This window comes from Arcanobacterium pinnipediorum (assembly GCF_023973165.1).
GTDB lineage: Bacteria > Actinomycetota > Actinomycetes > Actinomycetales > Actinomycetaceae > Arcanobacterium > Arcanobacterium pinnipediorum.
Genome location: NZ_CP099547.1, coordinates 1,586,059 through 1,598,573, shown reverse-complemented (window position 1 = coordinate 1,598,573; position 12,515 = coordinate 1,586,059). Strand labels below are relative to the sequence as shown.

Below are 12,515 nucleotides of genomic sequence, written 5' to 3'. Positions count from 1 at the left end.
CTAACTAACCTTTAGACGAAACGAGCCGAAATCGTACCCATCCGGCCGTAATCACACAAAATGACGTCACCACGCTCTACTGGCATAGAGCGAGTGAAAGAACCGGCCAAAATAATCTCGCCGGCATCCAAGGCTTGGTCGTGACTGACTAAGGTATTGGCAAGCCAGGCAACGCCGTTTGCCGGATGATTCAACACCCCAGCAGCGACGCCGGTTTCCTCGATAACTTCGTTCTTGTACAGCAACGCCGAAACCCAGCGCATATCAACATCTTCAGGGCGTAACGGACGCCCGCCCATAATCATGGCGCCAAAATATGAATTGTCTGCAACAGAATCTATGACGGTGCGACCAGGACCGGCGATGCGCGGAGCTAAAATCTCTACCGCAGGGGTAATGAATTCGGTAGCGCGCAACACGTCATAGGTGGTCACGTTTGGACCTTCGAGACGATCTTTGAGAATGAAGGCCAGTTCGACTTCGACACGCGGCTGATGGAACATGTCAAAGTCGATCAGCGAAGAGTTATCGAAGATTTGGTCGCGGAAGATTGTGCCGTAAGTAGGCTCAGTGATTCCGCGACGATCTTGGGCTGCGCGCGCGGTCAAACCAATTTTGTGACCAGCCATCTTACGTTCGGCGTCAAGCTGCTCTTCGACCCATGCGGCTTGAATTTCGTAGGCATCATCGATACTAGCGTGAGGTAACTGTTCAGAAATACGTGGCAGTATTTCACGAGTGTGTTGCGCGGTGCTTAACTTCCGTGCGATTTCGGTTGCTAATGACCTGTCCATAACGTGTCCTTTCGTGCAGTCCGAAGACGATAACCTCCGCACAATGAATCTGTCTAAGGGTATTGTGTCACTTTTTACGGCTTGGATGCTACCTACGCGAAAGTGTGATTAAGAATTTCAAGACATCTGGCGTCAAAAGCAGGATAATAAGAATATGGCTACACAATTTAAAACCAAAATGTCCGTCATCGGTGCAGGGTCAGTTGGTACTGCGCTTGCGTATGCTGCGATGTTGCGCGGTTCTGCCAACGTCGTTGCATTGTTCGATATTAATAAAACGAAAGTCGACGCTGAAGTCCTCGATCTAGCACACGGCACCCAGTTCATGGCTGGCTCGGAACTGATTGGCGGATCAGATATTACTATTACCGCCAATTCAGATATTGTGCTCATTACTGCTGGGGCGAAACAAAACCCGGGTCAAACCCGGCTTGAGCTTGCGGAAAAGAATGCTCGAATTCTGGAAAGCCTCATGTCAGATCTGGTTCCACTTTCCCCCAACGCTATTTTCGTGTTGGTCACCAATCCGGTTGATGTATTGACTGCGGCAGCAGCGAAATTCTCCGGGCTGCCAGATGGTCGCGTCTTCGGCTCAGGTACTGTGCTTGACTCCTCGCGGCTGCGGTGGCTAGTTGGCCGTAAGATCGGTGTTTCGCCACGCTCGGTTCACTCCCTCATCGTAGGTGAACACGGCGATAGTGAATTCGCGCTGTGGTCTTCGGCAACGATTGGTCAAGTTTCGTTGCGGCAGTGGCGCAATGCCCAGGGAGAAAAAGTATTTACCGACGAAGTTTTGCATGAGCTCGAGCAAGAAGTTATCCATTCGGCATACAAGATTATCGAGGGCAAAGGCGCAACTAACTATGCGATTGGTGTAGCTGGGGCGCGCATTGTTGAAGCCGTGTTGAATAACCAGCGGGCAATCTTACCGGTATCGAGTGTTTTGCACGGCTCGTTCGGGGTTGAAGATGTGGCGCTCGCAGTGCCGTGCATTGTGGGTGCAAACGGCGTTGAACGCCCGATTGAATTCCCGATGGATGAAGCCGAACGCGCCCGGTTTGATGCATCTGTGCAAGCGTTGAGCGCAGCCCAAAAGAGCATCGGTCTATGAGAGCGTGTTACAACGCTGACGAAAAGTTCAAAGAGCATTCATAAGCGCGATCAGTCGCATTGACTTATGTCTTGACGTAGTGGCGGGGAACATCGGTATCGATGTTCCCCGCCACTAGGCTCTCACATGTGATGTTTTATTGCATGCAAGAGCAGAGAGAATGAAACAATTATTCAGCAGTTGGCTGTAGCCCACCGGCGGCAAATTCGTTTGGTGGTAGGCCACCGGTACGCTTGACGCGCGAAGTGTCTTCGTTCCACACATAGGTAGCTACCGCAGTCATTGGCTTGGTGTGCTCAGCATCGACAAACCACGGGCGTTCGATCTGAATTTCCTTGTCAGAGACCCGGGAAACCTTCGGCACGCCGAGGTAAGGGCGGGCTTCAGCAGTTCGAATAAATTCGCCGTTGTGGAACAGCGCAACCGTGTATGGTGAGTCTTGGCCTGAGTTACCGGTTGGAATTGAAATCCACGATAGTGCCTTACATGAATCGAATGTGGAGGTGTCAGCTGCAGAGAAGTCCCAGTTCTCCGATGAATCGGCAGGGAGTCCTTCCCAGGCTGGAGTGATGTTTTCGGCTACGCCGTTAAGGGCTTGCGTGCCACTAATATCGGCACAGTTCGAACAACCTGTGAAAGCTAGGAGTGCTATCGGCAGGCCGATAACAAACCGAGACGCGCGTGATCGAATCATAATTCCTTTCCTCAATGTCAATAATCAAACCACGTAAAACGTTAGCATTTTCAGGCACTATATGCGGCGTGTGCGATATGTGACATTGACTCAACTGTGGGCGATGTAGCATCGGGTGTTAGAGCGACGCCAAAATCGTGTTGAACAGTGTTGAGGGACGCATAACTTCTGCGAGGATCTGTGGATCTGGATGGTAGTAGCCACCAAGGTCTACCGCACGCCCTTGCACATCGATAACGTCGGCTTGAATTTGCGCTGCATGTTCGTGGAGCTGCCTGGCGATCGGTGAAAAAATCTGTGCCAGATCAGTATCAGCATCTTGGGTTGCCAATGCCTGTGCCCAGTATGTAGCTAGCCATAAATGCGACGAACGATTATCAGGCTGGCCAACTGAGCGTTGCGCAGAGCGTTCTTCGCTTAGTACTCGTTCGGTGGCTTCATCGAGAGTGGTAGCGAGCACGCGCGCTGCGCGATTACCAGACGTTCGCTCTGCGTGGCGCAATGATTCAGCGATCGCCAAGAACTCTCCGAGCGAATCCCAACGCAGATGGTTTTCGTCTAGTAGTTGCCGGGCGAGTTTGGGTGCAGACCCGCCAGCGCCGGTTTCAAACAGGCCACCACCAGCCATGAGTGGAACCACGGAGAGCATCTTTGCCGACGTTCCCAGTTCCATAATGGGGAAGAGGTCAGTTAAATAGTCGCGTAGCACGTTTCCGGTCACAGAGATCGTATCTAAGCCTTGCCGAATACGCGCCACCGTTGCCTCGGTAGCTAGGCGCGGGGACATAATCGTTATATCTAGACCGTTCGTATCGTGTTCATCTAGGTAGTGAGTAACCTTTTGTTCCATAACCCGATCGTGGGCACGCTCCGGGTCGAGCCAGAAAATAGCTGGCGTATCAGATATGCGTGCGCGCTCGACTGCTAACTTAACCCAGTTACGGATGGGCGCATCCTTAGTTAGACAGCTACGGAAAATGTCGCCTGCGTGAACTTCGCGGGCAAGAAGCACGGTGGCGTCGTCGGCGATAATCTCGACTCGGCCCGGTGCCCGGGCGATAAATGTTTTATCGTGAGAGCCATATTCTTCGGCCTTTTGTGCCATGAGACCCACATTTGGCACGCTACCCATCGTCACAGGGTCAAAAGCACCGTGTGCTATGCAATCGTCGATAACTGCCTGATAGACCTCAGCATAGGAAGAATCAGGTATGACGGCGATGGTGTCATGGAGTTGCCCATCTGGCCCCCACATTTTTCCGCCATTACGAATCATTGCCGGCATGGAGGCATCGACAATCACATCCGAAGGAACATGTAGATTTGTTATTCCCTTATCGGAGTTGACCATGGCAAGGAGTGGGCCGGCAGTTAAATCTTGCGCAAAAGACTCTAAAATTTCTGGTGCTTGCGCGCGCAGTTGCGCCGATTTTTCAAGTCCGGAAAAGATAGAAGCCAAGCCATTATCAGCATCTAGGCCAGCTGCTTGCAGTTCGCTGCCAAAGCGCTGGAAAGTGCGGGCAAAGAAAGCGCGAACCGTGTGCCCGAAAATGACTGGATCAGATACTTTCATCATCGTGGCTTTGAGATGAACTGAGAACAGTAGATCTTCCTTCTTTGCCGCAGCCAGTGCGCCAGCCAGGAATGAATCCAGAGCCTGGGCGTTCATCACGCTGGCATCAAGAACATCGGCACTTTCAAGATAGATATCGCTGGTGATAGTTTCCGGGCTACCTTCTAGTGGGGTGAAGACGATTTGTGCGCGGCAAGCTTTGTTGACGACGGCGGAGACTTCGTTGTGTTTGAAATCGCCTAAGTCCATAGTGGCAACGCGCGTACCGGAATCTGCAGACCAGGGCGCCATGCGATGCGGATGGGTGCGCGCATAGTTTTTCACCGCCAGCGGCGCACGACGATCTGAGTTCCCTTCGCGTAGCACCGGGTTAACGGCTGATCCTTTGACTGCGTCATAGCGTGAACGAATCTCGTTGTCAGCTTCACTTCTTGGATTGGTGGGATAGTCAGGCACGGGGTAGCCCTGGCTTTGAAGTTCGTCAATTGCGGCGAGTAGCTGGGGTAGGGAGGCGGAGATATTTGGCAGCTTAATAATGTTCGCCTCGGGGTGTTGCGTTAGCTCGCCAAGCTCGCCAAGGGCATCAGGTTGACGCAGGTGTTCGGGCAGATGATCTGAGAATGCGGCAATGATTCGCCCCGCGAGGGAAATATCGGCTGAGCGAATTGAAATGCCGGCTGTAGAAGCGAAAGCTGAGACGATGGGTAGCAAGGATGCGCTTGCGAGCATGGGGGCTTCGTCGGTGTGGGTGTAAATAATCTCAACCATGTCTACTCTCCTATGAATATGACGTGTCTAAAACATAGATGTCTTGATGTAAAGATTATCAGGAAAGGGAGGAAATGTGGCCCAAATCAACATACTGGTGTGACATTGATTGCCAAAGTGGCTCTAAGTGCCCCTAGTACTAGGGGAATCGATGCAAGCATTGGTATTTTTATACTACGCGAGAACACTTGCGAATCAATATCAGGAGGTTGGCGATGGCTACATGGAATGATGGTCCAGGTGTCATTACCCTCCCGTCTGGACGACGGATCAGAGGACGATCATGGAAGGTCGCAGTCGATGACGTTGCTGATCTATCCATCGTGTTAACAACCTCTGTTGGGCATCGATTTGGTGCCCAAACCCTCTCCTCCGAAGCTGGACAAACCATCATGATCGATTGGCCAGATTATCGCTTGCCACGCCGTTCAGCTCAAGCCTTGCAAACGTTGCGAGAAGCTTGGGAAAGCGCAGCGGATCAAAAAGTTGAAATTACGTGCGCCGGTGGTGTGGGGCGCACCGGAACTGCGTTGGCGATTCTAGCGGTTTACGATGGGATGGATCCGCACGCGGCTATCGATCTCGTTCAGCGCACATACAACCCCGAATCTGTAGAATCACCCGCACAACGCGCATTCGTAATGGATCTGGGCGCCGACGTTAACTAAAAACTGCCCCGCCTTTTAGTTCTTCACACCAAAATTAACGGTGCGTTGATTTCGTGGCAATGACCTCATCGAAGACATTTCGTTGCTAAAAACATGAGTTTTGCTCTCCTATGCGTAATACTAGTTCACATGTTCATTGACGAGGCAACACCAGATAGCCCAGAACGCCATGTCCTGCAAAACTTGGCGGTACTTAGTGTTGCCAGCGAAGAAGTCGAACCCTACGGAACAGATCCTTCGCAATTCATCGAATGGTATGGGCCTAGCGATGGGCACGTCGTTGTTTTCGTTCCCGGAGGCGGTTTCCGATCCGATGTCAGTGTTGCCTACGCTCGCCCAGCAGCGTTAGCCCTAGGTGAAGAAGGTTACCGAGTAGCCCTCGTTGAAGTGCGCAAAGAACGAGGAAATCCACGCATTACTCTTGACGATCTCGCGTTCCTAGCCCACCGCCCAGATCTTCGCGATGCCACTTGGATCGGTCACTCCCTAGGCGGAACCCTCATCCTTGACATTGTTCTCGATCCGCAATTGCCCCCGCGCAGAGCAATCGCACTGGCACCATTTTTCTGCCTAACCGAACTCGCAGCTGCCAACGCCGGCGTGACCGGCATTGAACGCTGGATGGGTGGGATGCCAACCGAACTGCCAGAACTATATCGCCACCTCGATCCCAGCGTTCGGATGAACGAGCTAGGCGAAGCAGGCTACGTCGATAGTGGACTGAACATACACATCATCCACGGCGAAGAAGATTTAACCATCCCGGCAATGCTCGTACGCCAAATTCCTGAAACTCCCATCCGAACCGCGATGATTCCAGGAGCTAACCACGTCGATCTGATTCGCCCCGGCCATGATGCCTGGCTCTTCCTACTCGGAGCTTTGCGCGCAGACTGAGCTACAAACGACTAGAATTAAAGTATGACTTACCTTGATTCTTTTACGCCACGTACCTATGCCCAAGCCTTTGGTGAATTCATCAGCCACTCACCAACGTCCTACCACGCTGCGGAAAATATAGCTCAGATTCTCCACGAAGCTGGTTTTACCCGCTGTACCAGTACTGAGCCATGGTCCAATGCAGATCGGGCAGTGATGGTGACCGCAGGCGCGGTTGTTGCCTGGCAGATGCCACGCACCTTCACTCAACACACCGGCGCTCGAATTATCGGCTCCCACACCGATTCGCCGTCCTTTAAACTCAAGCCCGTAGCTACGTCGATAACTGAAGGATATTCCCAGGTTAATGTTGAAGTCTATGGCGGTCCGTTGCTCAACTCGTGGCTGAACCGCGATCTGGGTATTGCCGGTCAGATCATCACCACCGACGGCGAACGGCACTTGGTCAAAACCGAGGCACTGATGACTATCCCTCAGCTAGCTCCGCATTTAGACCGCAGCCAAAATGATGAGTTGAAGCTCTCGCGCCAACAAGATTATCATCCCCTCTGGTCATGTAATGAAGCTGAGGTAATGGACCATATCTGCGCCAGTGCCGGGATTGATCCCCAACAGGTAGCTGGCACTGATTTGTTTGCCTACGATAGTGCGCCCTACCGTATCTATGGAGGCCCAAGCGGGGAAGATTTCTTTAGCGCCGCCCGCCAAGATAACCTCACTTCCGTGTTTGCATCCTTGCAAGCCTTCCTGAGTGTGGCGCAAGAAGAAGTAGGCCACAATGATGTTTTAGTCTTCGTAGCCTTCGATCACGAAGAAGTAGGATCGGCAACCCCAACCGGAGCAAGCGGACCAATCCTGGAAAGCACGTTGCGCCGGATCGTTGACGCTAGCGCTTATGCGGGCGAAGAAGGCTATTGGCGCTTTATCGCCAACTCCTCGTGCATCTCTGCTGATGCTGGTCACGCACTTAATCCAAACAAAATTGCCAAGCATGACCCAGCTCATCATCCTATTCTTGGTGGCGGGCCACTGCTAAAGCTCAACGCACAACAACGCTATGCCACAGATGCTCTCGGTTCGGCAATCTGGTTACGCGCCGCGCACCAGGCAGGGGTAGCTACCCAAGAATTTGTTTCGAATAACGACGTTCCGTGCGGAACAACAATCGGCCCGTTGACTGCTACCCGCTTTGGTATGACTACTGTTGATGTTGGCGTTGCCATGCTCTCTATGCATTCAGTGCGCGAGATAACCAACCCGGCAGATTTGCTTGGGTTAGCAAAGATCGCAGCGGCCTATTGGATGGGGGCATGAATCAGTTCGGTGCGCGATTTAACCCAGCACACGCACTTGATCTAGCGGCGCTATCCCATCCCGATCGAATCTCGATACATTACGGTTCGGGCTTCCTCACCGTCAAACAAGCAGCCCTCCGCACCCAGCAATTGGCTACGTTACTTACCGAACTGGGCGTTGGGGTCAACGATATAGTTGTGTTGGTGGCACGCAACAGCCCCTACCACATGCTCTTACATGTGGCGTGCGCACGTATCGGGGCGATCTTCGCCCCAGTATCCTATCGGTTCCCAACCCCAGAGCTAGCGGCGCTTTTTGATTTCATCGCCCCCGTCGTCGTCGTTGCCGATCCGGAAACGGCCAGAAGTTTTACTGGCAGGTTGCCTGAAAACGCCTTTATTATCGACGACGACGAATTCGCACCCCTGACCACGCAAGATGCCCCGAAGTGGCGGCGGCTCCAGGAAAGTTACGCGGATGCGCCCGCGAGCACTGCGCCCGTCACACCCGCCCAACCTGACGATGGGGGAGCCTTGCTGTTTACGTCAGGTTCGACGGGTCGGCCTAAAGGGGTGCGTTTGACTCACGAACAGTTGTGGTGGGGTTCGCAAAACTTTCGGGAAGGGTTTGAATACTCCAATCACGACGTCGAACTTGTCACAGTCCCATTGAGCCATATCGGTGGGTTTAACGGAACGACGTTAGATCTGTTTAGCCATGGTGGGTGCATAGTTATTATTCGAGAGTTTGATCCGCAACTGGTTCTGCAGGCTCTAGAACGGCACCGCGTGGCCATCATGTTTGCAGTGCCAACTATTTATGCGGCCTTGCTAGCGCATCGAAGCTTTGCGGAGTTTGACTTACGTCATCTGCGCCTGCCCCTTATAGGTGGCGCAGTATGCCCTCCGGCCTTGTTGACTCGCATGGAAGAACAGGGTTTAGCTCCACTTAATGTGTGGGGAATGACCGAAGCTGCAGCTGCAGGGTTTATGCTTTCCCCAGATCTTTTACCACAAGCACGCGGCGCGATCGGTATACCTTTTGCACACGTGCAAGGACGCATCGTAGATAGTGATGGCCAGGACGCAGATTTCGGTGAGCTCCTCATCGCCGGCCCTAATGTGGTTGACCAGTATTGGCATGATGCTGATTACTCTTCCCAAGCGTTTCGAGATGGTTGGCTATATACCGGGGATTTGGCGCGGCGAGATGAGAACGGTTTCGTGTGGATTATGGGCCGGGTGCGCTATCAGATCAACACCGGTGGGGAAAAGGTCATTCCAGAAGAAGTGACGAATGTATTGGTGCAGATGCCGCAGATCGCCGACGCATCTGTTGTAGGAATTCCAGATCCAGTATGGGGTGAAATAGTTGCTGCGGCAGTTATAGCTACTCCTGGTCACGAATCTCCTTCCGTTGAGCAGATTCGTGACTTTGTTGCAGCGCATATTGCGCGCTACAAGGCACCGCGCCGTATCGCCGTCGTCGAAAATTTGCCGACCAACGCTAATGGGAAAGTCGATATCGCCGCAGTCAAAGACTTATTTGCGTAACGTGAGGGCCGAGCTCGCCGCTTTGGTTTAGAGCAACGACGGCGAACCTGCGCGCTTAGCCGGGTAGCTAGAAACCGCGGGCGACTAAACTGGCTGCTTCTTGGCGCGCATGACCGCCACCAACGCCCAAACCGTGTTGGGCACTAGCTCCGATTGCTTTGAGGTTTTCTGGTATCTTCCAGCCCTTATGCGCCATTGCGCGAGCCCACAGGGAACCAGAACGATACGAGGAGCGAACCAACGGCCCAGCCATAATACCTGCAAAGCCCATCTCGTAACCGATTTTGGATAGTTCAACAAATTCTTTTGGCTTTAACCAGCGGTCGATAGGATGATGGAGCGGGGAGGGACGTAGATATTGGGTAATCGTCAACAAGTCGCACTTGGCGTCTTTGAGATCTTGCATCGTTTGAATAACCTCATCCATCGTCTCTCCCATTCCCAAAATGAGATTGGACTTAGTGATCAGGCCAGATTCGGATGCGGCGCTAATGAGTTGCAGGGAACGGTCATAGCGGAACGCAGGACGGATTTTCTTAAAAATTCGCGGAACAGTTTCAAGGTTATGTGCCAAGACTTCAGGGCGCGAATCAAAAACCTGCTGCAAGGAGTTGCTGCCGCCCCGCATATCGTCAATAAGAAGTTCGACGCCGGTGGTTGGAGATTGGCGGTGAATCTCGCGGCACGTTTCGGCATACAGCCACGAGGCGCCGTCGTCGAGATCGTCACGGGTAACGCCAGTAACAGTGACGTAATTAAGTTTCATACTCACAACCGATTCAGCGACGCGACGAGGTTCGTCGCGATCGTAACTGGTGGGGCGACCGGTTTTAATAAAGCAAAAATCGCAGCGTCGGGTACAGATATCGCCACCGATAAGGAAGGACGCCTCGCGATCTTCCCAGCATTCGTAGATATTAGGACAGTTTGCTTCAGCGCACACCGTGTGCAAACTTGCCCCCTCCATCAAGTTGCGCATATCGGTGTATTGTTCACCAACTGTTGCAGTGGTTTTAATCCACCCAGGTTTCTTTTCGATAGGAGTTTCACGATTGCGCTCTTCGACGCGCAATAACTTTCGGTGCTCTGGGTTTACGCGGTCTGCGACGGCCACTATGCCTCCTTGTGTTCTACGGTCGGTTTCCATGCTACGCCGGTTCGCTCAGGTACCGGAGGTAGAAAATGCTCAGCTTCTTCTAAGAGCTGATCTGGTGCCTGATGATAGTGAATTTCAGGTTCTGGGCGCGCCAGGAATTGCTGATAGCTATGTGATAAGTAAGGTATGAGGAGCTCAGCTGTGTGAGCCAATGATTTCTGTAAGCCAAGTTGGGCAAGTGAAGTCACACCTGCGTCAGTAATGCCGCACGGTCTCACGCGCATAAACTGTTCCAGATCGGTCGATACGTTCAAGGCCATGCCGTGCATCGTCGTTTCTTGAGCAAACTTAATCCCGATCGCACAAAGTTTGGATTCTAAACCGGTGGGCATGTACTGAGCGTCAATCCATACCCCAGAGCGTCCGGCAACTGTTTTTGCGTTAATATCCCACGTCTGGACTGCCTCGATGAGGGCCTGCTCGGTGGTGCGCACAAACGCGACGACGTCTTGTGGCGGACGAACTTTAACAATGGGATAAATCACGAGTTGGCCAGGACCATGGTATGTGACTGAACCACCGCGATCCATGGCGATCACTGGAACATTAGTGTCTGGAATGTCTTGTACTTGGGTGCGCCGACCGGCGGTGTAGGTATCTTGTGCTTCCCATATAATCAACGTGTCCGGAGCGTGGAGTGACGCGACTTTTTCGTGTAAATACCGCTGTAAAGCGTCCACTGACATATAGGGCAGTGGGCCGCGATGTAATAGATTTATGATCTGCACACCTCCAGCCTAGACCGGGACGTTAGTCATGTGCTAATTGGAGTGAGAAAGAGCAAACATTAAGGACGAAATCAAGGTTGGTTATGGTGTGGTGATGTAATCACAAAACTTTTTGAATGGAAGATGAACCACAAAGAGCCTGTACAATGTGAGTCGAAGTATTCTTTCGGTATACACTCCACTGTTAAGAGAATAAGAAAATCGGTGTTTTATTCGTCCCTGCGAGGCGGAGAACACCGCCGGACAGAAAGCCTCGCATGTTTAAGTTCATCATACGGCGATTGCTGAATTACCTGCTTTTACTAGCAGTAGCGGTCACTCTTGCCTACTTTATTGCTGGCACGCAGCTCGATCCGCGCTCGATGCTCATCGAAGCTGAGATCACCTCAGGGAAGAACGTTCCTTACGATGAGGTTGTTCGTACAGTTGATGCACGCCTAACTGGGTGGAACATCAATCCCACTGACCCAATTTTGGATAGATTCGTTAACTGGGTCGGCATGATTAGCCACTGGGACTGGGGTTATTCTCCGAAAGGCAGTAGCGTGAACGCGGAAATTGCGAACCGAGTTCCCATCTCGCTTCAGCTTGTTTTCCTCGGCTTCTTCATCGGAATTATCGGTGGTGTTTCCCTTGGTGCGTGGGCAGCTGTCCACCAGTACACCAAGCGTGACCGTGCGATCTCGCTCGGTTCGATGATCATTATCTCCACCCCAGCGATGGTTATCGCGGTGTTCTTGCAGATCTTGGCAACATGGGCCAACCAATCTGCTGGTTATCAGATCTTCAACTTCATTGGGCCAACATCTGCGATCCCGCCATCTGGCTTCTTCCCGCAACTCTTTGATCGCGCCCAGCACTTGTTGCTACCAACGATCAGTATGGCAGCAACCTCAATCGCGACCTACTCGCGTATCCAGCGAAACCTCATGCTCGATACTCTCGGTGCTGACTACGTGCGCACCGCCCGAGCAAAAGGCGTTCGTTTCGGAACAGCAATTCGTAAGCACGCCCTACGAACTGCACTTATCCCGATCGCAACATACTTCGCATTTGGTATCGCCACCCTTATTCTCGGTGCGGCCATTACAGAACAGGTTTATGGTTGGAACGGAATGGGTATCTACTCCGTGGGTACTATTACCGGCGCCGATATTAATGGAACGGCAGCCGTTGTAGCCTTCGCGGGTACTTTCACCTTAACCGGTGCGTTCTTATCCGATGTTGCTATATCAATTGTTGATCCACGAGTAAGGGTAGGCTGATGACGAGAA

At 52.4% G+C, this 12,515-nt stretch carries 11 protein-coding genes; 6 read left to right on the top strand and 5 right to left on the bottom strand.

Translation table 11 applies throughout. The features are described 5' to 3' along the window. Positions 1-11: 11 nt before the first annotated feature. On the bottom strand, positions 12-794 hold the full coding sequence (locus NG665_RS07150; protein WP_252673028.1) for an FAA hydrolase family protein: 783 nt from the start codon (positions 792-794) through the stop codon (positions 12-14). Positions 795-948: 154 nt separating this feature from the next. Between NG665_RS07150 and NG665_RS07145 the strand changes: the two genes are divergently transcribed. Continuing rightward, the gene (locus NG665_RS07145; protein WP_252673027.1) at positions 949-1,905 is read left to right on the top strand and encodes an L-lactate dehydrogenase; all 957 of its coding nucleotides are present in this window, start codon (positions 949-951) and stop codon (positions 1,903-1,905) included. Between the two features lie 169 nt (positions 1,906-2,074). Here the strand turns inward: NG665_RS07145 and NG665_RS07140 are convergent, their stop codons facing one another. Together NG665_RS07140 and NG665_RS07135 are read right to left on the bottom strand one after the other, a co-directional pair. After that, complete coding sequence (locus NG665_RS07140; protein ID WP_252673026.1) at positions 2,075-2,599, bottom strand: LppP/LprE family lipoprotein; 525 nt, start codon at positions 2,597-2,599, stop codon at positions 2,075-2,077. A gap of 118 nt (positions 2,600-2,717) precedes the next feature. Continuing rightward, positions 2,718-4,940: an NADP-dependent isocitrate dehydrogenase gene (locus NG665_RS07135; RefSeq protein WP_252673025.1), complete on the bottom strand. Its 2,223-nt coding sequence runs from the start codon at positions 4,938-4,940 to the stop codon at positions 2,718-2,720. 215 nt (positions 4,941-5,155) lie between these two features. Here NG665_RS07135 and NG665_RS07130 point away from each other — a divergent pair, with 215 nt between their 5' ends. The 4 genes from NG665_RS07130 (at position 5,156) to NG665_RS07115 (ending at position 9,357) form a co-directional block, all read left to right on the top strand. After that, complete coding sequence (locus NG665_RS07130; protein WP_252673024.1) at positions 5,156-5,608, top strand: protein-tyrosine phosphatase family protein; 453 nt, start codon at positions 5,156-5,158, stop codon at positions 5,606-5,608. Between the two features lie 129 nt (positions 5,609-5,737). Further along, positions 5,738-6,505 (top strand): alpha/beta hydrolase family protein, encoded by a 768-nt coding sequence (locus NG665_RS07125; protein ID WP_252673023.1) that lies wholly within the window; start codon positions 5,738-5,740, stop codon positions 6,503-6,505. Between the two features lie 24 nt (positions 6,506-6,529). Then, positions 6,530-7,822, top strand: coding sequence for a M18 family aminopeptidase (locus NG665_RS07120; protein WP_252673022.1), 1,293 nt, complete (start codon positions 6,530-6,532; stop codon positions 7,820-7,822). Continuing rightward, positions 7,819-9,357: a class I adenylate-forming enzyme family protein gene (locus NG665_RS07115; protein ID WP_252673021.1), complete on the top strand. Its 1,539-nt coding sequence runs from the start codon at positions 7,819-7,821 to the stop codon at positions 9,355-9,357. The genes NG665_RS07120 and NG665_RS07115 overlap by 4 nt, the downstream gene beginning before the upstream one ends. A 67-nt stretch (positions 9,358-9,424) precedes the next feature. Here NG665_RS07115 and NG665_RS07110 read toward each other — a convergent pair whose 3' ends face one another. Then, positions 9,425-10,471 (bottom strand): lipoyl synthase, encoded by a 1,047-nt coding sequence (locus tag NG665_RS07110; protein WP_435366673.1) that lies wholly within the window; start codon positions 10,469-10,471, stop codon positions 9,425-9,427. Beyond that, positions 10,471-11,241 carry a lipoyl(octanoyl) transferase LipB gene (gene lipB / locus NG665_RS07105; protein WP_252673019.1) on the bottom strand — a complete coding sequence of 257 codons (771 nt, stop codon included), beginning with the start codon at positions 11,239-11,241 and terminating at the stop codon, positions 10,471-10,473. Before lipB ends, NG665_RS07110 begins: the two co-directional genes overlap by 1 nt. A 257-nt stretch (positions 11,242-11,498) precedes the next feature. On the opposite strand from lipB, the gene NG665_RS07100 reads away from it, so the two are divergent. Beyond that, positions 11,499-12,506 carry an ABC transporter permease gene (locus tag NG665_RS07100; RefSeq protein WP_252673018.1) on the top strand — a complete coding sequence of 336 codons (1,008 nt, stop codon included), beginning with the start codon at positions 11,499-11,501 and terminating at the stop codon, positions 12,504-12,506. The last annotated feature ends 9 nt before the right edge of the window (positions 12,507-12,515 follow it).

Bases quoted from the DNA above. Each gene is read 5' to 3' on its own strand.
- NG665_RS07150 (WP_252673028.1), bottom strand. From the start codon at position 794: ATGGACAGGTCATTAGCAACCGAAATCGCACGGAAGTTAAGCACCGCG.
- NG665_RS07145 (WP_252673027.1), top strand. From the start codon at position 949: ATGGCTACACAATTTAAAACCAAAATGTCCGTCATCGGTGCAGGGTCA.
- NG665_RS07140 (WP_252673026.1), bottom strand. From the start codon at position 2,599: ATGATTCGATCACGCGCGTCTCGGTTTGTTATCGGCCTGCCGATAGCA.
- NG665_RS07135 (WP_252673025.1), bottom strand. From the start codon at position 4,940: ATGGTTGAGATTATTTACACCCACACCGACGAAGCCCCCATGCTCGCA.
- NG665_RS07130 (WP_252673024.1), top strand. From the start codon at position 5,156: ATGGCTACATGGAATGATGGTCCAGGTGTCATTACCCTCCCGTCTGGA.
- NG665_RS07125 (WP_252673023.1), top strand. From the start codon at position 5,738: ATGTTCATTGACGAGGCAACACCAGATAGCCCAGAACGCCATGTCCTG.
- NG665_RS07120 (WP_252673022.1), top strand. From the start codon at position 6,530: ATGACTTACCTTGATTCTTTTACGCCACGTACCTATGCCCAAGCCTTT.
- NG665_RS07115 (WP_252673021.1), top strand. From the start codon at position 7,819: ATGAATCAGTTCGGTGCGCGATTTAACCCAGCACACGCACTTGATCTA.
- NG665_RS07100 (WP_252673018.1), top strand. From the start codon at position 11,499: ATGTTTAAGTTCATCATACGGCGATTGCTGAATTACCTGCTTTTACTA.